General features: G+C 36.2%; 17 protein-coding genes. 6 read left to right on the plus strand and 11 right to left on the minus strand.

Going from position 1 to position 19,629, the window contains the following annotated elements:
- The first annotated feature begins 222 nt into the window (after nt 1–222).
- Nucleotides 223–2,760, plus strand: a complete 2,538-nt coding sequence (locus E4O07_RS11485; RefSeq protein WP_253685956.1) for a ribonucleoside-diphosphate reductase subunit alpha — start codon at nt 223–225, stop codon at nt 2,758–2,760.
- 53 nt (nt 2,761–2,813) lie between these two features.
- Here the strand turns inward: E4O07_RS11485 and E4O07_RS11490 are convergent, their stop codons facing one another.
- The 3 genes from E4O07_RS11490 to E4O07_RS11500 form a co-directional block, all read right to left on the minus strand.
- Nucleotides 2,814–3,701, minus strand: a complete 888-nt coding sequence (locus tag E4O07_RS11490) for a fructose bisphosphate aldolase (protein ID WP_253685958.1) — start codon at nt 3,699–3,701, stop codon at nt 2,814–2,816.
- A gap of 123 nt (nt 3,702–3,824) precedes the next feature.
- Entirely contained in the window at nt 3,825–4,220 is a 396-nt protein-coding gene (locus tag E4O07_RS11495) for a type II toxin-antitoxin system tRNA(fMet)-specific endonuclease VapC (protein ID WP_253685960.1), read from the minus strand.
- Entirely contained in the window at nt 4,220–4,450 is a 231-nt protein-coding gene (locus E4O07_RS11500) for a type II toxin-antitoxin system antitoxin VapB (protein WP_253685962.1), read from the minus strand. The genes E4O07_RS11495 and E4O07_RS11500 overlap by 1 nt, the downstream gene beginning before the upstream one ends.
- A 136-nt stretch (nt 4,451–4,586) precedes the next feature.
- Here E4O07_RS11500 and fusA point away from each other — a divergent pair, with 136 nt between their 5' ends.
- Nucleotides 4,587–6,638, plus strand: coding sequence for an elongation factor G (gene fusA, locus E4O07_RS11505; RefSeq protein WP_253685964.1), 2,052 nt, complete (start codon nt 4,587–4,589; stop codon nt 6,636–6,638).
- A 32-nt stretch (nt 6,639–6,670) separates the two neighbouring features.
- Here fusA and E4O07_RS11510 read toward each other — a convergent pair whose 3' ends face one another.
- The 4 genes from E4O07_RS11510 to E4O07_RS11525 form a co-directional block, all read right to left on the minus strand.
- Nucleotides 6,671–8,284, minus strand: a complete 1,614-nt coding sequence (locus tag E4O07_RS11510) for an ATP-binding cassette domain-containing protein (protein WP_253685966.1) — start codon at nt 8,282–8,284, stop codon at nt 6,671–6,673.
- Complete coding sequence (locus E4O07_RS11515) at nt 8,281–9,966, minus strand: ATP-binding cassette domain-containing protein (protein WP_253685968.1); 1,686 nt, start codon at nt 9,964–9,966, stop codon at nt 8,281–8,283. Before E4O07_RS11515 ends, E4O07_RS11510 begins: the two co-directional genes overlap by 4 nt.
- A gap of 154 nt (nt 9,967–10,120) precedes the next feature.
- Nucleotides 10,121–11,047 carry a DUF4299 domain-containing protein gene (locus E4O07_RS11520; protein ID WP_253685970.1) on the minus strand — a complete coding sequence of 309 codons (927 nt, stop codon included), beginning with the start codon at nt 11,045–11,047 and terminating at the stop codon, nt 10,121–10,123.
- Between the two features lie 156 nt (nt 11,048–11,203).
- Complete coding sequence (locus E4O07_RS11525) at nt 11,204–12,304, minus strand: ISAs1 family transposase (protein ID WP_253685509.1); 1,101 nt, start codon at nt 12,302–12,304, stop codon at nt 11,204–11,206.
- 93 nt (nt 12,305–12,397) lie between these two features.
- On the opposite strand from E4O07_RS11525, the gene E4O07_RS11530 reads away from it, so the two are divergent.
- From E4O07_RS11530 to E4O07_RS11545, 4 genes are all read left to right on the plus strand, one after another.
- Nucleotides 12,398–13,066 (plus strand): response regulator transcription factor, encoded by a 669-nt coding sequence (locus E4O07_RS11530; protein WP_253685972.1) that lies wholly within the window; start codon nt 12,398–12,400, stop codon nt 13,064–13,066.
- Nucleotides 13,063–14,316, plus strand: a complete 1,254-nt coding sequence (locus tag E4O07_RS11535) for a sensor histidine kinase (RefSeq protein ID WP_253685974.1) — start codon at nt 13,063–13,065, stop codon at nt 14,314–14,316. The genes E4O07_RS11530 and E4O07_RS11535 overlap by 4 nt, the downstream gene beginning before the upstream one ends.
- 89 nt (nt 14,317–14,405) lie before the next feature.
- Nucleotides 14,406–15,059, plus strand: a complete 654-nt coding sequence (locus tag E4O07_RS11540; RefSeq protein ID WP_253685976.1) for an ABC transporter ATP-binding protein — start codon at nt 14,406–14,408, stop codon at nt 15,057–15,059.
- Nucleotides 15,056–17,743 (plus strand): ABC transporter permease, encoded by a 2,688-nt coding sequence (locus E4O07_RS11545; RefSeq protein WP_253685978.1) that lies wholly within the window; start codon nt 15,056–15,058, stop codon nt 17,741–17,743. Before E4O07_RS11540 ends, E4O07_RS11545 begins: the two co-directional genes overlap by 4 nt.
- A gap of 12 nt (nt 17,744–17,755) precedes the next feature.
- On the opposite strand, the gene E4O07_RS11550 is transcribed toward E4O07_RS11545, so the two are convergent.
- The 4 genes from E4O07_RS11550 to E4O07_RS11565 form a co-directional block, all read right to left on the minus strand.
- Nucleotides 17,756–18,457 carry a CPBP family intramembrane glutamic endopeptidase gene (locus E4O07_RS11550; protein WP_253685980.1) on the minus strand — a complete coding sequence of 234 codons (702 nt, stop codon included), beginning with the start codon at nt 18,455–18,457 and terminating at the stop codon, nt 17,756–17,758.
- The gene (locus tag E4O07_RS11555; RefSeq protein WP_253685982.1) at nt 18,454–18,729 is read right to left on the minus strand and encodes a hypothetical protein; all 276 of its coding nucleotides are present in this window, start codon (nt 18,727–18,729) and stop codon (nt 18,454–18,456) included. Before E4O07_RS11555 ends, E4O07_RS11550 begins: the two co-directional genes overlap by 4 nt.
- 108 nt (nt 18,730–18,837) lie before the next feature.
- Nucleotides 18,838–19,059: a hypothetical protein gene (locus E4O07_RS11560; RefSeq protein WP_253685984.1), complete on the minus strand. Its 222-nt coding sequence runs from the start codon at nt 19,057–19,059 to the stop codon at nt 18,838–18,840.
- A gap of 34 nt (nt 19,060–19,093) precedes the next feature.
- Nucleotides 19,094–19,507, minus strand: coding sequence for a hypothetical protein (locus tag E4O07_RS11565; RefSeq protein ID WP_253685986.1), 414 nt, complete (start codon nt 19,505–19,507; stop codon nt 19,094–19,096).
- Between the last annotated feature and the right edge of the window lie 122 nt (nt 19,508–19,629).

Here is a 19,629-nt window from a genome sequence, read left to right on the forward strand (position 1 = left end):
CCTATGGGCATCTTTCGTATTGTATTCATAGTCTCATTATAACATAAAAATAAGAAGCGGGCAATCTTATAGTTAATAAGTAACTCTTCCATCCTTGACATACGCTATATGTTGTGTTATAATCGCCGAAAATCAATAAAACATACAACATATAGCGTAGTTTAAGCATAGCTCGAGCAGTTCTTGAATCTATACCTAACTATGCTTGCAAGGAACAATAAAATGCAAATCATAAAAAGAAACGGCGAAACTAAAAATTACGAGCCTGAAAAAATTGAAGGAGCGATTAGAGCTGCCTTTAAGAGTGTGGAAGATTCTCCGCATACCGATTTAGATACAATCATCCCGCCTCTGGTAAAGGAAATAGAGGAATACATCTTGGAGCTTACCAAAAGCGGAAGCCTTGTTCACGTCGAAACGATTCAGGACTTGGTCGAAAAGACTTTAATAGAACACAACTATTATGCGGAAGTAAAAAACTTCATCCTTTACAGGGTAGGCCGCACAAAGAGGCGGGATTCGCGGCAAACGATAAGCCGCTTTTTTTCTACGATAGAAATTCAGAGCGTCCTTACCGAGATTCAAAACGACTTTACCTCGGACGAGTACAGCCTTAACCTGCTCTCTCATAAATTCCTTTCTTTTAGAAAAGAAAATATGAGCGAGGCGGAATCCCTTGCCATGCTCATCAAGGCCTCCGTCGAGCTGACCGCACAGGATGCACCAAACTGGGAATTTATTGCAGCCCGCCTTTTAATGCTTCAATTTAACTTAAAACTAAAAACCGAGCTTGAAAAGCGTCAGATTAATTCTTTTTATGAAAAAATAAAATATCTTGAAAACGAGGGTCTGTACGGGACCTATATTTGCGAGGCCTACACACGTGCCGAATTGGAAGAAGCCGCCTCATTTATAAATGAAGAAAGAAACAAGCTTTTTACCTACAGTGCCCTCGACCTCCTCTTACGCCGCTACGTTATTCACACTCATTCAAATGTCGTCCTTGAGTCGCCTCAGGAAATGTTTTTAGGTATCGCCCTTCACTTAGCTATGAAAGAAAAATCGAACCGGATGGAATGGGTAAGGCGTTTTTACGATATGACCAGTTCCTTAAAGGTTACGATGGCGACTCCAACCCTTTCAAATGCCCGAAAGCCGTATCATCAGCTTTCTTCATGCTTTATAGATACGGTCCCCGATTCTCTTGACGGTATTTACCGCAGCATAGATAACTTTGCCAAGGTTTCAAAATTCGGAGGAGGAATGGGACTTTACTTCGGAAAGGTTAGGGCCGTAGGCTCGCCCATCCGCGGCTTTATGGGAGCGGCGGGCGGAATTATCCGCTGGATAAAACTTGCAAACGATACGGCTGTTGCCGTTGACCAGCTCGGCGTAAGGCAGGGCTCGGTCGCCGTCTACCTCGATGTATGGCACAAGGACATTCCGGAATTTTTACAGCTCCGCACAAATAACGGCGACGACAGAATGAAGGCCCACGATGTTTTCCCCGCAGTCTGCTATCCCGACCTTTTTTGGAAAACCGTACGCGACGATATAAATGCTTCTTGGTATCTCATGTGCCCCCACGAAATTTTAAAAGTGAAGGGTTATGCCCTCGAAGATTTTTACGGAGAAGAATGGGAAAAAAGATACAGGGACTGCGTTGCCGATTCCCGTATCAGCAAAAGAGAAATCCCGATAAAAGAATTGGTACGCTTAATCTTAAAGTCGGCCGTAGAAACGGGAACCCCCTTTGCCTTTAACCGCGACCATGCAAACAAAACAAATCCCAATCCTCACAAGGGAATGATTTATTGCTCAAACCTATGCACCGAAATTTCCCAAAACATGAGCGAAATAAAAACTAAAAGCATCGAAATAAAAACGGAAGACGGAGACACAGTCGTTGCAACAACTACCATACCAGGAGACTTTGTTGTATGTAACCTCGCCTCCCTCGTTCTGGGAAACATCGACATAAACGATGAAAAAGAAATTGACACAATAGTTTCTTCGGCAGTGCGGGCCCTGGACAATGTTATAGACTTAAATTTTTATCCTATTCCGTATGCACAAATTACCAACAGCAGATACAGGTCAATCGGCTTGGGCGCTTCAGGCTATCATCATGCCCTTGCAAAAAACGGCATCGCATGGGAAAGTGAAGAGCACCTTGAATTTGCCGACAAGGTTTTTGAAAAAATCAACTATGCAGCCGTCAAGGCATCCTCTCAAATTGCAAAAGAAAAAGGCTCCTATTCCTACTTTGAAGGAAGCGACTGGCACACCGGGGCTTATTTTGAAAAGAGGAATTACATGGATGAAAAATGGAAGGCTCTTGCAGAGGAAGTAAAATCAAACGGAATGAGGAATGCTTATCTTTTGGCTGTCGCCCCTACAAGCTCGACTTCGATCATAGCAGGCACAACTGCCGGCGTAGACCCCATTATGAACAAGTATTTTTTAGAGGAAAAAAAAGGTTCCCTAATGCCGAGGGTTGCGCCCTCTCTTTCTCAAGAAACCTATTGGCTTTATAAAAATGCCCACAATATTGATCAGAACTGGAGCATAAGGGCAGCAGGCCTGCGCCAGCGCCACATCGACCAAGCCCAATCGGTAAACCTCTATATAACAAACGAATTTACTTTCAGCAAGGTTCTTTCATTGTACATAAAGGCTTGGGAAGAAGGCGTTAAATCAATCTATTATGTACGCAGCCGCTCCCTCGAAGTCGAAGAATGTGAAAGCTGCAGTTCGTAAGAAACAGTTTACAAAAAAAAGAGCAAGGCTGATAAACCTTGCTCTTTTTTAAACTATGTTATTGAAGCTTCATAAACGCCCTTGATGGTTTTTTCCAAGGTTGCGTTAAACTCATCATCGCTTTGACTTGCAAAAAGGCCTTCGGCGAGAGCTCGGGAGAAACTTGCAATCATACCTCGGTTTTTAGCCAGAAGCTTGTTTGCATCGTCTCTGGAATAACCTCCTGAAAGGGCTACCATTCTAACTACCTGAGGATGCTTTGTGAATTCCTCGTAAAGGTTTTCTTTTGTCGGAATTGAAAGCTTGAACATTACAAGCAAGTCTTTCGGCAAGGTCTTAAGATGCTCTTCCAATTCTTTTTTGAGGATTTCTTCACACTTGGCCTTGTCGGGTGATTTAATATCTACTTCCGGCTCTATAATCGGAACAAGGCCGGCTTTTGCAATTTGAATACCCAATTCAAACTGCTGATCTACAACAGCCTTGATACCTTGGGGATTTGCTTCCTTTATAACCGAGCGCATCTTTGTTCCAAAAATGTGCTTTTCTACAGCGTGCTTTAGCATAGCATCCAAATTGGGTATCGGCTTCATAAGCTGAACGCCGTCTTTTAATTCTGCAAGCCCCTTATCGACCTTTAAAAAGGGGAGAATCTTTTTCTTTTCCCATAAGAAGTCGGCTGTGGGCATTCCCTCAATTTCGCGCTCCATTGTTTGCTCAAATAAAATTGCACCTAAAATATTATTGGAATTAAAAGCCTTACCTGTGATTATTCTTGTGCGCATAGCATGAACAAGATCAAACATCTCATCTTCATTGGAATAAGCCGTTTCGGGAACTCCGTAAGCAGCCAAAGCCTTAGGTGTACTTCCGCCGCTCTGATCCAATGCTGCAATAAAACCCTTGTCGTTTTTCATTCTTTCAAGTTTTACTTTATCCATAATTCACCTCTTTAAAAATATTTACCGCAAGTAATCCTGCATACTCTTCTATTATAACATATAAACTTTGTTTCGCTCAAGGGCTCATTTCAAATTCAAATAAAAAGAAGGATTGAGTAAACCTTACTTCCAATCTTCTAGGTTCAAGTTTTTTATTCGGCAAAATTCTTTTGTATTGTTGGTAACAAGGATTAAATTTTTCGCTATAGCTTGTGCTGCAATTAACATATCATAGGCGCCAATAATTTTACCTTCAGTTTTTAAGGATGTTCTTATTTTTCCGAATTCTTGAGCATCTCTATCATCAAAATTTAAAATAGAAAATGGTGTTAAAAATTTTATTAATGATATTCGATTTTTTTCTACATACTTGCTATTATATACACCGAACTGTAATTCTGCTACGGTAATACTTGAGATGTAAATCCCTAAGTGTTTATTCTCTTTAATCTTTTGAAGAACATTAGGACTTTTTTTATTTTTAAGAAATATACAGATATTCGTATCCAATAAATACATTATAAATCTTTCCTGTCCTGCAAATCAGGCTGACATCTTCCTTCTTCCATAAAATCATCGGTAAACCCGTTTAAGCCTTCTAAAAATGTTTCCCACTCTTTGTTTTTTGGGAATAGAATAACAGATTCTCCGGCTCTCCGTATAAAAACCTCAGTTCCCGAAAAATTATATTCTTTAGGCAGCCTGACTGCCTGACTCCTGCCGTTTCGAAATAATTTTGCCGTTTCCATATAATACCCCCATACAATAAGTATATACCATAGTATATACTATGTCAAGTTTTATATTTAACGCAGGTCCCGATTGTTTTTTTTTGATTTTTTTGCTATTATTTTCGCTTAAATAAGATTTTTGGAGAATGTGAAAATGCTTGATAAGATGCGGAACATAGGAATAATGGCTCACATAGATGCGGGAAAAACCACCACCACCGAGCGTATTTTGTTTTATACGGGAAAAATTCATAAGATAGGCGAAATAGATGACGGTCAAGCAACCATGGACTGGATGGCCCAAGAGCAGGACAGGGGAATCACTATCCAAAGTGCCGCCACCACCACTTATTGGAAAAATTTTCAGATAAATATAATCGATACACCCGGGCACGTAGATTTTACGGCCGAGGTAGAACGCTCCTTGCGTGTATTGGACGGAGCCGTTGCTGTTCTTTGTGCAGTCGGAGGAGTTCAGCCCCAGACCGAAACCGTTTGGCATCAAGCCGACCGCTACAAGGTTCCGCGTATTTGTTTTGTAAACAAGATGGACAGAATCGGTGCCGACTTTTTTGCAGTCTTAAAAGATGTGCACGAAAAATTCGGAGTTGAGGTTGTGCCGGTTCAAATTCCTATTGGAGCAAGCGACAGTTTTGAGGGAGTCATCGATCTTATTTCAATGAAAGAGATTCACTGGGATGCCGCAACCGAGGGTGAAAAATATGAATATACCGCAATAGCCCAAGACCGTCTTGCCTTGGCGGAAGAATGGCGCGAAAAAATGCTCGATACTATTTCTTCAGCTTCGGACGAAATCACCGAGCTCATCCTCGAAGGTGAAGCAGTTCCCGAAGAGCTTATCAAAAAAGAAATCAGAAAGGCCGTTTTAAATCAAAGCTATATTCCGTTTTTGTGCGGATCGGCAAGAAGGAATATAGGCGTTCAGCCCTTAATCGATGCGGTTGTAGACTTTTTACCTGCCCCCGACGAGGTTCTTCCGGCAGAGGCTCTCAATCCCAAAAAGGAAGAAAAGGTCTCGGTTCCCTGCAAGGTAGAAGGAGCCCCCTTAGGTCTTGTATTTAAGATTCAGTACGACAAGGATGCAGGAAGCCTTTGCTATGTCAGAATGTATTCGGGAAAAATCAAATCGGGCGATCAGGTTTTTAACACAGGAAAAAAGAAAAGAGAACGCGTAAACAGAATCTTGCGTATGCATTCAAATAAGTCGGAACAAACGGATTCCGTTCAGGCCGGAGATATAGCCGTTTTTATCGGGCTCAAACTTTCGCAGACAGGAGATACCCTGGGCTCCGAGGGACAGCCCCTCTTGCTTGAGTCCATGCAATTCCCCGAGCCCGTTATTTCCGTTTCGGTAGAACCTAAAAGCTTATCGGAAAGCGACCGCTTAAAAGAAGTCTTGGAAATTCTTTCAAAGGAAGACCCGACCTTCACAAGCCGCGAAGACAGTGAAACCGGACAGCTTATAATTTCGGGCATGGGAGAACTCCATATAGATGTTCTAACCCGCCGAATGTTGGATGACTTTAAAGTAGAAGCCAGAGTCGGAAACCCGCAGGTTACTTACAGGGAGTCTATCACCGCAGAAAAAACTCAAACCGAAAAATACAGCAAGCAGCTGGGCGGAAAAGACAATGAGGCCGAGCTTACACTCACCGTCCGCCCCCTTGAACGGGGAAGCGGAAACCGCTTTGTTTCAAAAGTCAAGACCTTCCAAAAGTCCGGTTCGGGCAGCACTAATGCTCTCCCCGAAGAGCTTTTAGCAGCCGTTAAGCGTTCTATCGAAGGCTGCTTTAGTTCGGGAATTAAGGTAGGTTATCCTTGTACGGATATTGAGGTAGAACTCGTTTCGGTAAAATACAATGAACTTACGGCAACCCCCTTTGCTTATGAAGCCGCCGCCGCAAAGTGCTTTGACGACGCTTGCAGTGCAGCCGCCCCCGTGCTCTTGGAGCCCGTGATGGCTGTAGACATTATGAGCCCCAAGGAATTTGTAGGAGACGCCATGAGTCAGATTACCCAGAGGGGAGGTCTAATTTCAAGCATGGACTCAAAGGCAAGTACGGACATTGTACACGCCCAAGCCCCTATGGCAAAGATGTTCGGCTTTTCCACCGACCTCCGTTCAGCCACTCAGGGAAGGGCGTCCTTTACCATGAGCTTTAGTCATTTTGAGATTAAGGCCTAAAAATATCTTCGGGTTTGATTTGAGGAAACACATTAAATATTCTTTATTTTTTCTTCTATGTCTTCCTTGGATATTTCTCTTATAGTCCCATCCTGCCGTGAAACGAATAAGATTTTTTGAAAGCGCTTTGCAGTTGCAATATTATTCGTAACGGCAGCGATTGCTTGCTTTTTAGTAAAAATTAAATTAAACATTAGGTCTTCGATTTCCGTATTGACATTGCGGGAAAACTCATCTAAGAGGAGGACGGGACAATCGGCAGTTAGAAGTAATATTCTGGCTAAAGCGATTCGGCTTCTCTCTCCGTCAGATACGGTCAAGTTGTTCATATCCATAACAGTATCCAAGCCCTCCGGTAAGGAGTCTACAAAATTAGTTAATTTAAGTGCATTCAATATTTTGATTATATCGGAATCGGGAATGGCTTTGCCGAAGACAAGATTATCACGTAACGAAATATTAAAGATATGAGGATGGCTCCAAAGACAGGGAATTGTATTAGTTCTTAAAGTTTTTAAGTTATATGTAAGCGAACCTGAAAAGGCATCTTCGTTCATTGTGAGGATGCGTAATAAACTTGTTTTTCCTGAACCGTTTTGCCCGACAACTGCAATTTTGTCCCCTTCGTTGAGATTAAAATCTATATTATTAAATATCGGTTTATCGTTTTTAACAAGCGAAATATTCTTTGCGTTAATCAGGGCACCTTCCTCATGTATGTTTTTCTTATCTTTTTTTTCACACTCTCCAATATAATTAAAATATTTTTTTGCTATAGGAACCGATCTTTTTATTTGTCTTACTGCTAAAAAAATAGTTGACATGTTTTGATTAGCCAACGAAATAATAAAAATTATGTATAAAAGATCTGCCAAATTCATACCGGGCAGGGCAAAAATACAAAAAACGCTTATGACAATTGGAATAAAATAATTTTGTCCTTCAAAAAAAATGTTTTTTACGGCCTCCAGCCTGTGAATTTTATTTTCGATTTTTAAAAGTTCTTCTTCTTTTTGTAAAATGGATTTTTTGCAATTCCATTTAATCGAATTATTTAAGGTTAAAAAAATTGATTGAAATGTAGTTTTAACAATACCGCCGTAACTTATGCTCTCATCATCAAGTAAGCCGTAAGCTCCGTTTATTTGCTTATCCAAATAAGTAATAAAGATATTAGCCGATATAATTATTGCCGATAGAATAACCGGAAGAAATACGGAGAGAGAAAATAAAAAAGCGCTAAGAATAATGATATTAAAAAAGGCTGCCGCAAATTGAAAGCAAAAAGGAATAAGTACGTTAATATCTTGTGTATAGGACATTATGTAAAAACCCTCCTCCTCTGCCTTACGGTTACTGTTTACCAAACTATGATGAAAGGCTGTTTTCATCATAGGCGGTAATGCACGATAGGTAATCGAATTATTCAGAATAAGCTCATAAAGGCTTTGCACTATAGCATATACTATAACCGATATTGACATGGCTAAAAGAGGCGCAAAGGGAAGACCTGTTAATACTTTATTAAGAGCCGTTTTTCCTAAAACAAGAAATATAGAATTGCAAGCATTTAGAACAAGTAAAAAAATAACGAGTAAATTCAAATCCTTATAAAATTTTTTGTATAAGGTATAAACGGTTTTCATAAAATCTCTCCTTTTTGCATATCCTCATATACCGAACTATAAAAATCTTTTATCGGCGGATTCGTTAAAGCATATTTTGCTTTTATATCGACGCGGATATTTCCGGCTTGAAAATAAAGCACCCGTTCAAAGTATTGAACATGTTCTTTTTTATGAGAAATCATAATTACAGTACTATCAGTCGACATGAGATATTTTAAAAAGCAGTCTTCGACCGCAACATCCAGAGAGCTGAAAGTTTCATCAAGAAAAAATATTTGAGGTTTTTTAATAAGCTCTCTTAAAAGCGAAACCGTAACTCTTTCCCCGTCAGATAAAGTATCGGGATCAAGGACTGTATCAAGGTCATGTAAAAACGGAATAAATTCCGCAACACCTATCGAATGAACAAAAGCTTCTAAGGCCTCATCGCTGATTTTTTCAGATGTGTTTAAAAGCAGGTTATATCTTAGTGTACCGGGCAAGACCAAGCCTTTTAAATCAAGGAACGAAGTATTTGTTAAAAAACTTTCAAGGGTGAATTCTTTTACTTCCGTACTTCCGTAGTTTACTTCACCTCTTTGCTTATATTCCGCACCCATAAGGCAGTTTAAAAACACCGATTTTCCGGACCCTGAATCTCCTATGATTAAAACTTTTTCACATTGTTTAATATTTAGATTGACATTATTAAGAAGATATTGGTTGCGTAAGTTCACGGTTAATGAATTAACATTGATGCCGTCATTAATAAATAAAGCTCTGCCTCTTTTGGCTTCTTCTTTTTGTAAAAGCTCTTCAATGGGTTCAATCATTGTCTTTAGATTTTTAATATGTTCAAATATGGAAATCGTACTCAAAGGATTCGGCAATAAAATAAAAAGCATATAGAAAGGCATTATCGTGTTCCCTGCGCTCTTATCTTTAAAAAGAAATAAGGCAATCAGAAGTGAAAGAAGAGGTAAAACTTTTTGAATAATGCGTTCCAAATTATTGCGGCTTATCGCTATACCTTCTTTTTTTTTAAAACACCCGTTACAAAGTTTATCCATTTTTGAAAAGATACCTTGTTCAAAATATTTATGCGAGTTTACCGAGCGGATATCCAAGCGTCCGGAAACGGAATCTCCAAGCTCCTTGTACAAGGAGGGAGCGGTTTTTATCCGCAATTTATCTATGTTACGGACAAGACGTAAAAAGAACCTGTCTAATAAAAAGAAGAGAAATAATAAACTCAAGGACAGGGCAGCCAGCACAGCACTTATAGAAAAAAGTTTTATAAAAATCAAAATGCAAATTACGGCATTAAAAAAAAGTCTGTATATTTTTAAAACATCATTTATAAAAAATTCGGGATAACTTTGCAATGAATCTAAAACTTGAGCATAGTTTACGTCATAATAGTAAGTAAAGGGAAGATTTAAATATTTTTCTACCATATCCTTTTTTATCTGTAATTTTTTGCGTCCAAAACGGATAATTACAAAGCGTGCAAGGATATTGATAAACAAAAGCCCTGCAATCAAAACAAGAGTTTCTACAAGAGGTCTTGCTTGAATTGTTTTAAGGTTTAATAAATTTTCTTGAAATGCAAATAAGCGGGAAGAATATAAATCTAAAAGAATATATTGAGCCCCGAGTAAAACAAGAAAAACAAAAAACATATAAAAAGAAAAAACTTTTAACTTTGGTTTATTTGACATAAATCCTCCCCTGCTTATTATACCACTATTATCTTCATATTATATATATATGTTGTCAAGCTATCGTCATAAGTTTACAAGATTCGAATAAACAGTTTTATTTAAGATTAACCTTAATAACAATTTTATAAATTGTGTTAATCTATTTTTTTCTTTACTCTTTTTTTAGAATGCTCAAAATTTCTTCTTGTGTTAAGGCATCAACTAAAACGTATTTAGCGTCTATAAATCTATATTTGTCTTTTGGCAGGCGGGCTATAAAATCCGAATACTCGACATTCCCCGCTCTTTGGTAAGAGTCTTTATCATCGGGAGCTCCGTTAATAATGACTAGAGATAATTCCCAAGTGCTTATATCTTCATCTTTTACAATCCTTCTATTTTTGTATTCCACACTAGGCTTATAAGGCAAAATAGTTTCCGTATCTTGAGTTAGGGCATAAATCCCGATAATGTTTTTAGTTTTATTATCTTCAAAAAACATTTGGTTTGCCGAAAAAGCGTCTAAATACTGAATGTCCTTAAAGAATTTACTAAATGCCTCTATCGGATTCTCGGAATTTAAAAATCCTTCTACAATTTTACGGTTAAAAGCCGCTTCCCGGAAAATACCGAAACTGATGTATTCATCCGTATCTTTGTTTTCAAAATAAGATTTTATTCCGAACAAGATATCCTCAGGATAATTAAATTGTTCGATATTCTCAGCTGTAAAATGTTCATCTCTTTCATTGACAATATCGCTTCCCATTTTTTTAGCTAAATCTTTGATATAGGTAAGAGCAATTTGCCAATCTTCCCGTGTGCTCGGCGTGAAAACCCGCACAGCATAATGATTGAGTTCCTTATCAAAAGAAAGTTCAAAGCCACGGGAGCTTTTTCCTAATACTCCGCATAGTAAACATTCATAATCTGCAATGGATGAGTTATAGAATCTTTTCACATCAAAATTATCTTGCGCTTCGTCAAAAGCAAATTGCTCTATTTTTTGTGAAGAAAATCCTAAACATTCTTTTAACTTCATAGGAGCTTTAGCTTTTAAAAAAGTTTTTTTGTTGTTAATATAAAATGATACACTCATAAGTTTCTCCATATCATGTGTATAGGCTACCTTTAAAAAACTATTTTTTTAGTACACATAGTCATTTTAGTAGTTTTTTTATAAATTGTCTAGTATAAAAATTGGATTCTTATCTTAGGTTTTGTTACTTTTAATCACGGCTTACGCATGAATTCCTTAGCTAAATAAAACATTAAACCTAAATGAATCATCAAAAGTACAAAGCATTTTCTTCCTTTTCAGAGTTTTACCATTTTGATACATTTTCATTCGATTAAAGCAAATCCTCCTTAAAATTGCTATGTTTTCAGCAGTATTTTTTTCTCGAATTTGACATTCATCGTCTCTAAATATTACATCCAGCGACCAGTGTAAAGTGTTTTCTATTGTCCAATGTGTTCTTACAGCTGTTACAAACTCATTTATATCCTCTATACTGCTAATAAAGTAACGCTTTTCACTGTATTGTTTGCCTTTGCACCTTACAGTGCTTTTGACCATTCCAAAACTCTTTAAATTTGCCCATTTATTCTTCTCTGCAAACCAGTTTATATTAGTTGAAAGAAAGTATTCTCTTCTTTCTTCTCTGCCATGCCCTATATCCAAGGTTTCAAATCTTAAAAGGGTATTTTGAAAGTCTTTATCTTCTATAGAAAAATAATCTTTTACATCATTATACGCTGCCGGTTGATTTTCTTTTAGAGCCAATACATAATCACATTTTTTCTTTGTGATTTCTTTTGCTATTTCTTTTTGACAACCCATGGCATCTATAGTAATTATCGAGCTTTTTAGTTTTAAAAGGTTAAGGAGTTCAGGAATTGCTGTGATTTCATTCGATTTTTCAGCACATTTTATTTGTCCTAATACAACTCCCGCTTCGTGAGCAAATGCACTTACCAAATGAATACCTCTACTTTGTTCACTTGCACTTCCACGTAATGTTTTTCCATCAATGTGAATGTATGAACCTGCTGGAATATTAAGGGATTGTTCAATCCACGAGATAAAAAGGTTTTGAAATTGTTTGGGATTAATCATCGCAAGGACTCTTCCTATGGTGTCGTGCGAAGGAACTCCATTTTCTAACAAGAGTCCTACCTCATTTTTTAGCCAATCCTTTTTTACTTCGGCAAATTCTCCTATTTCAAACACAGTTTGAACTCCGCTACAAACAGCACACAGTGCTATTACCAATATTTCGCTGATTAGATGCTTTACTTTGCCCGACTGACGATTATCATTAAGTTCGTTAAAATATTCTTTTAATGTTTTCATACTTTAAATATCGGCTATTTTTTTTCATGCGTAAGCCGTGACTTTTAATTCTTTATACTTGACTGCCGATTTTTATTCTGCTATAGTTTTATTATGTCAAAAAAAATTGTAAAAATATTATCGGTTGAGGACAGCGAAGATATAGCCTTCGGTATAAAGGAGTATTTATCCAAAAGGAATTTTGAACTTACTCTTTCAGGTTCTATTGACCAAGCAAAGAAAAAGCTAAATGAAGATTTCGACTTGATAATTTTGGATATCAATTTACCTGATGGAGACGGAAGAGATTTGCTTAAATATATAAAGACCGAGACTGATACCCCCGTAATTTTTTTGACGGTAAAAAACGATGAAAAAAATATTGTAGAAGGATTAGATCTTGGTGCTGAGGATTATATTACAAAGCCTTTTAAACTCTCAATATTACACTCAAGGATAAATGCGGTTTTACGCCGAACAAGGCATTATACAAATGAAATTATTGTTTTGGATGAATATAAGCTTGATAAAAAGCAAAAGAGGCTTTTTAAAAATGAAAAAGAAATAGAATTAAGCTCACAGGAATTTAATCTAATGCTTTTATTTATGGAAAATGCAAACCAGACCTTGACCCGTCCCCGCCTCCTGGAATTAATTTGGGATTCAAAAGATAATTTTGTAAACGACAATACATTGACTGCAACCGTAAGGAGGCTTAGACAAAAACTGGACGAGCCTTTATTAAAAACGATTCACGGAATAGGCTATAGGCTTGAACTATGAAAAAATTTTATACCAAGACCGGAGTTTGTTTTTTACTCATAATTCTACTCTGTGTAAATTCTTTTATAATCTTTATTTACAAGATAAACGAAATCAATTTTTATTTAAGTTTAGCACAGATAATCGGAGCAGCCGATAATTTTGATAAATCTGATAATCCGGATAAGTCTATTGAAAAAATGTTACTTTCAAGCTTAAAAAATAAAAATAGAAGTCAAGAAGAAAAAGGAAAAGATATTTTAAAAAAGCACGGATACATAAAAGATTTTTTTATTTTTAAAAACAAGGTTTATGATCTTGTTTTGCTTTGCAGTCTGGCTTCAATAACAACGGCAGCATTATTTTTAGTTTACAATCGGCATAAGAATAAACAATTAAATAAAAGAATAGCTTCAATTCTTTCAGCGGCAGAAAAAATCCAAGAAGGAGATTATAAATTCTATAAAGAAAAAGAAGATGAGTTTTCTTTATTGGAGGATTCAATATATAAGAGCCTTATTATTTTGCGAGAAACCCGTTTAGCTGCCTTAACCGACAAAGAAGAATATAAAGAAAATCTTGAAAACATAGCTCATCAACTTAAAATACCTATTACTTCGATAAATTTAATGCTCGAACTTTTAGAAGATAATGCGACCGATAATAATATTTTAGAGAGTGAAGCTTTTCAAAAAATAAAAAAACAAATTAGCCGTCTGGAAAATTTAACGGAGGTGCTTTTAAAACTTGCCCGCCTTGATTCGGGAAGCATTGAGATGAAAAAGGAAGTATTTTTACTTGAAGAATGTTTAATCCATTCTATGGAAAGTATTGAAGATGATTTAAAAATAAAAGGGCTTTTACCCAAGCTGAACTTAAACGGAATTAAAATATCGGGAGACTTTTACTGGCTTTCCGAAGCCTTTTTAAACATAGTAAAAAACTTTTCCGACTTTTATCCTAAAGTAAAAAATATTTCTATCTCTGCAAAAGAAAACGCAGTTTACACTCAGGTCTCTTTTGAAAATGACGGACCTAAAATACCGGCTTCCGATTTAAAAAATATCTTCCGCCGTTTTTATAAAAGCAACACAAATGAGGGCAAGGGCTTCGGCATAGGCCTTGCGATGAGCCAAACTATCTTAAAAAAACACAATGCCGAAATCCGAGCCGAAAACACAAAATCGGGTACAGCTTTTATTGTGAAATTTTATAAAGAATCAACAACCATCCACACCAATAAGCCATCTGTAAAAAGCAATTTTCGATAGTTTTTTTAAAATTTTCTTCTCTTTGTCACAAATTTATCACAATTATAGATTATCATAAGGCAGTGAAAAAACGGATTCAGGAGGGACTTATGCAGATATTAAAAACGGAAAAATTGACAAAGATTTATAACAATCAGGTAAAGGCCTTAAACGGTGTAAATATTTCAATCGAACGCGGAGAATTTGTTGCAGTGATGGGCTCAAGCGGTTCAGGGAAGTCAACTCTTTTGCATATCTTGGGCGGAGTGGATAGGCCGACATCCGGTACGGTCTACATAGATGGGGAAGATATTTCCGGCTTAAAAGAAAAGGACTTGGCTCTTTTTAGAAGAAGGAAGATAGGCCTCGTTTATCAATTCTTTAATTTAATTCCCAACTTATCGGTAAAAAAGAATATCTTATTGCCCATCCTGCTTGATAAAAAAACTCCCGATCAAAATTACTTTGATGAAATTGTGTCGGTATTAGGCTTAAAAGAAAAGCTTAATTCTTTTCCAAGTGAGCTTTCAGGCGGACAACAGCAGAGGGTTGCCATTGCGCGCAGTCTCATCTACCGTCCCTCAATTCTTTTAGCAGACGAACCGACGGGGAACTTGGACAGAAAAAACAGTGATGAAATTATCGGCTTATTAAAATTATCTAATAAAAACTATAAGCAGACAATTATTATGATAACTCATGACGAAAGAATTGCCTTAGAAGCCGATAGAATTATCAAAATAGAAGACGGAGGAACTTTATGAGCATTATCAGAGAATATACTTCAAATTATGTAAAAGCAAACAGAAAAAGCGGAGTCGCCTTATTTCTTTCTATCACGGCTGCCGTAGTTTTAATAAACGCTTACGTCTTTTTTGTTTACAGTATTCTAATGGATTCTTTTAAGGCAATAAAAAAGATAAACCATTGGGATGCTCAAACCTATGAGATTCCTATGGACAAGGCCGGCATAGTAGAGCAAAACCAAAATGTAAAATCCATAAGCCTTGAAGAGCCGGCTTATTGCGGTAAATTAAAAGGCAACAATTCAGATAATTATATTTTTATCAGAAGCGGAGACAAAAGATTTTGGGATGAGTTTTCACCTGATGAATTTATAACGGAAGGAAGGCTTCCTCAAATCCCGAACGAAATAATTGTAAACAATCTCTTTTTAAGTCAAAATCCGAATCTCAAAATAGGAGACACTATAAGGATGAGTTTGGGTAAAAGAATGTATAAGGACAATGAACTTTTAGCCTTTGATTCTCCCATAAGCGGCGAAGAATTTATCGAAGAAAAGGAAGTCTCTTTTAAAATATGCGGTTCTTTTTTAAACTTTCCCGGTATAAACCAAAGAGCATCAATGGGATTTTATCTTTTTAATCCGGCTTCATTAAAAAAAGATGCAAGAGTTTCTGTGAATATCTTTTTAACTTCAAAATTAAATGCCTATAAAAAATTATTTGAAATTACTGAAAGCTTAGGGTTTGATCGCAACAAGGACGGAAGCTATAAAATTTTTATAAACACTCCGCTTTTGGATATGTACGGAATAAAAGATCCTTTACGCAAGGGACGATCCGAAATGGAAAGTTTAATTTTAAAGTTTTTAATAGGACTCATTATTTTAACCCTTATCTTCGTTTATCTTATCTACAATATTTTTGAAGTATGGGCAGCAAAGAGAATTAAACAAATAGCCATGTTAAAAAGCATAGGAGCCGATAAGGGACACATCTTTCATAGCATTTTATTGGAAGCTGTTCTTTTAAGTATTCCGCCTATCTTGACAGGTGTGTTTGCAGGTATAGGTTTTAATGTTTTTTTATTTAAACAAATTAATAGGATTGCAAATTCGGCTATGGCAGAAAACACCGATATTTTTTCGATGCCTCAATACGAATTCGGCATCTTACCGGTTATTCTTGTTATACTATTTTCTTTTATAACGGTACTCATAGCTTCACTTATACCGGCTGCCAGACTTTCAAAAATAAACATCATCGATTCTTTAAAAGGTAACATCGAAAAATCAAAAAAACATAAACGAAAAGTTTTTGCCGATGGAGCTTGGGAAAAAGAAAACCGTAAAAATAATTTTAGAACCTTTAGAGGTACAAGCAATGCAATTTTTATTTCATACGTTTTACTCTTTACTTTATTGACCTTAATTACCGTAAATTTTATTCGGGAAGATCATAAATATTATGAATCAAAGGATGAGATAAAGGTAGGTTATTGTTTGGTAAATGAAGATGAACAATTCAACTGCTCCGCTAAAAATATTTTTTATCCCATTCAAAACTTGAAAGAATGTTTATCATCTTACTATTATGTATCTTTAGATTCGTGGTTCATCTGTTCCGATGAAAATGTTTCCGCTCAGTTTAAAGAAGAGTCTTGGTTTGAACAAAAACATCAGGGAAGATATTTTTGGAAGGAAGGTAAAAATAAAAAGCTTAATGCAAAGATCTACGGGCTTGATAATGAAACCTTTAAAAAAGTTTTAGCTTCTATAGGAGAAGACGAGGCTTCTTATTATGCGGAAGATTCTTATAAGGCAATTCTTGTAAACCGTGTGCAAAAAGATTGGCGTATTCCATATAGGAATTCTCAATTTATTCCTCTCCTCGATTCAAATATAAAAGAAATAAATTGTTCCCTGCAAAAAAAATTAAAATCCTCTACGGAAGATGAAAAAAAGAATAGCTTCAAAACTCTCTTTCCAATTATTATCGGAAAAACTATAAACGATACCGATTTAATAGAAACAAAGGCTCCTCTATATTCCGTCCTTTTAATCTTGCCGATTGAAAAGGCTGAAAGGCTCCGCAATGCACAAATTGCTTTTGATAAGGAAAATGCAGAATTCTTCCGTGACGGACTTTTATATTCTCTCTTTTTAAAAACGGAAAAAGAAAGCATCGTTCCTTTACGGAAAACTATCGAGAATATAATGAAGCCGGCTCTCCGTGGAGAAAATATGTATTGGCAGTCAGACATATTTATCGAAAAACTTTCAGCCGAAAGCAGCAACAATTTTTTTAAAGCGGTTTTCTTTTCATTCCTATTATTGGTTCTTCTTGCAGGCTGCATAAACAGTTACTCTGCAATTATGCTTAATTTAAGAACGAGAAAAAATGAGTTTGCGCTTTTTAAATCCGTCGGCGCCGATTCAAACATAATCACAAATCTTTTTTATAAAGAGGCTGGCGGCTTTTTGATCAAGCCACTCCTAAAGGCAATCCCCTTCTTTTTGGCTTTTGCTGCAATTTTGATTATAAGATTTGATGAGGTCTTTGTTTTAAACTTTTTGCTTTCATTTAATTGGGGCTTTTTTATCTTCTACAGCTTCTGCTTAAGTGCCTCGATTATCAGCTCCTACTATTTCGGCAAAAAAGAAATAGAAGACGGAGGAATAATAAGCGGGATAGACGGATTTTAGAAAACAAAAAAGTTAAGAATTAATACTTGTTAAGAATACACCAAGAACACTTAATGAATTACCTGCCATGTGAACAATAATTGCATATGCATTATTGTCATATTTTTCTTGGTAATAGCCGGCAACAATTCCAAGCATAGTTGTAAAAATAACTGTTCGAAGTACAAAATTCCCGCTTACACCTGTTGTTATTAGAACTAAATGTCCCAGCCCAAATATAACAGCACTAATAAACACAGAAACACTGATATGCTGTTTGAATATTTTTATCCCTTTTGCTTTTAATGGTTTTAGCATGTTCAATAAAAAGCCACGAAACAACAATTCTTCTGAAATACTTGCATAGATAAATACAAAAACAAAAAGCTGCAATGCTGATGAATGTTTCATAAATGGATGTACCTCAATATTTTCTACAGATGTTTTTGCAACCGTAATAATTGTCATAATAGTATTAATGAATATTGTTGCCAAAAGCCCTATCAATATAGGTCTCCATATTGTTTTGAATTGTGGAATTTCAATTTTGTACCCTACATGATTTTTCAAACTGAAAATTGCAGTTAGTGAAAATAACAGCATAAGGGAGTGCGTAGCAAAAGAAGGAATAAAAAAATCATTATTTAATTGCAACTTACTTCCCAAAAATGTAGATACTAAAAATATTGTTATGGTAATTAAAATTCCATAAAACACTTGTTCTTTGTCTTTCACATTATAACCTCGACTTTACTATTATTTGATTGCAGCCAATCTGTACTTATTCTAGTATTATTTGATTCAACCCAAACTCTACTTTTTATTCCATTTCTTTCATCATCAATACTTTTTAAAAATAATTCTCTAATTTCTTCCTTTTCACTTGGAAGTGTTATTTCCCATGGTGCATCAGTATTTCTCCAATCACCATTGTTTAGCCAATACCACTCAAAATCGTCCTTTTCTCTACTTACTAAATTACACTTTTCTGAGCTAGCAATAACCATATTAAAAAGTACTCCTTTCCTTACTGTGCGCAACATCCGTCTACCATTCGCTTAACCTGCATTTGCGGCTCATCCTCAATGTCAGGTTGAAGCGGGTGTTATACACTTTTATTTTCCTATACTTTGCGTATAAATTTTTGCATTATTAACAAAAGTTTCTAAATCCATCTTGTCAAAATACTCTCTTTGCCATTTTGTATAGTCAAAACGTTCTCTTCGCACAGCAGCAATAAAATATTCTGCTTCAACGACTCCCATAGATTCTACAAGACACTCCATGCCGCGAGAAAGGAGCTCTATTGTTGCCGGCGGTGTAATTATTTCAGTCATAACCTTCATTACCTCCATTTAATAAATCTATGAATTATATCGGATCAAGCAATTTTAAAGTATCGCTTTTATATTTCAACATACGTTTATCTGTTGTCAAAAGGTAATCGCATTTCATCATTTCGGCACAAGCTATATGACAAGAATCCTTCATTTTCACTCCTGCTGCCATCACAATTTTTGCCTTTTCAATGACTTCTTCTGATTTTTCACTGCCTAGATAATCAGAAACATTATCGTCTAAAAAGTTCTTTATAGCAATTTTTCTATCCATATAGGGATTACAAGAATTTTCATAGTCCAAAATAAACGAAGAAGCAAGTTCTAGACGTTTTTCTTTTATAAGCAATTGAACAAGCAACTTTGCCTGTGTTTCAAGTGAAATGGGCAGATAATTTTGGTCGTCATATGGTCTATTATAACAACAACTATCAAGATAAACTTTCATAAACTAATTATACCATATTTTGAATATTTTTGCACTATAGCAAATTGAAAATCATGAACAGCAAGCTTTTAAAACTGCTAATCCAATTCTAAATCAGATGCACTCTTAACACGCGCTATACC

Source organism: Treponema sp. OMZ 798, from assembly GCF_024181385.1.
In the GTDB taxonomy this organism is placed as follows: Bacteria; Spirochaetota; Spirochaetia; order Treponematales; family Treponemataceae; genus Treponema_B.

Excerpts from the sequence above, each read along its gene's own strand:
- E4O07_RS11485 (WP_253685956.1), top strand. The coding sequence starts at position 223 with ATGCAAATCATAAAAAGAAACGGCGAAACTAAAAATTACGAGCCTGAA.
- E4O07_RS11490 (WP_253685958.1), bottom strand. The coding sequence starts at position 3,701 with ATGGATAAAGTAAAACTTGAAAGAATGAAAAACGACAAGGGTTTTATT.
- E4O07_RS11495 (WP_253685960.1), bottom strand. The coding sequence starts at position 4,220 with ATGTATTTATTGGATACGAATATCTGTATATTTCTTAAAAATAAAAAA.
- E4O07_RS11500 (WP_253685962.1), bottom strand. The coding sequence starts at position 4,450 with ATGGAAACGGCAAAATTATTTCGAAACGGCAGGAGTCAGGCAGTCAGG.
- fusA (WP_253685964.1), top strand. The coding sequence starts at position 4,587 with ATGCTTGATAAGATGCGGAACATAGGAATAATGGCTCACATAGATGCG.
- E4O07_RS11510 (WP_253685966.1), bottom strand. The coding sequence starts at position 8,284 with ATGAAAACCGTTTATACCTTATACAAAAAATTTTATAAGGATTTGAAT.
- E4O07_RS11515 (WP_253685968.1), bottom strand. The coding sequence starts at position 9,966 with ATGTCAAATAAACCAAAGTTAAAAGTTTTTTCTTTTTATATGTTTTTT.
- E4O07_RS11520 (WP_253685970.1), bottom strand. The coding sequence starts at position 11,047 with ATGAGTGTATCATTTTATATTAACAACAAAAAAACTTTTTTAAAAGCT.
- E4O07_RS11525 (WP_253685509.1), bottom strand. The coding sequence starts at position 12,304 with ATGAAAACATTAAAAGAATATTTTAACGAACTTAATGATAATCGTCAG.
- E4O07_RS11530 (WP_253685972.1), top strand. The coding sequence starts at position 12,398 with ATGTCAAAAAAAATTGTAAAAATATTATCGGTTGAGGACAGCGAAGAT.
- E4O07_RS11535 (WP_253685974.1), top strand. The coding sequence starts at position 13,063 with ATGAAAAAATTTTATACCAAGACCGGAGTTTGTTTTTTACTCATAATT.
- E4O07_RS11540 (WP_253685976.1), top strand. The coding sequence starts at position 14,406 with ATGCAGATATTAAAAACGGAAAAATTGACAAAGATTTATAACAATCAG.
- E4O07_RS11545 (WP_253685978.1), top strand. The coding sequence starts at position 15,056 with ATGAGCATTATCAGAGAATATACTTCAAATTATGTAAAAGCAAACAGA.
- E4O07_RS11555 (WP_253685982.1), bottom strand. The coding sequence starts at position 18,729 with ATGGTTATTGCTAGCTCAGAAAAGTGTAATTTAGTAAGTAGAGAAAAG.
- E4O07_RS11560 (WP_253685984.1), bottom strand. The coding sequence starts at position 19,059 with ATGACTGAAATAATTACACCGCCGGCAACAATAGAGCTCCTTTCTCGC.
- E4O07_RS11565 (WP_253685986.1), bottom strand. The coding sequence starts at position 19,507 with ATGAAAGTTTATCTTGATAGTTGTTGTTATAATAGACCATATGACGAC.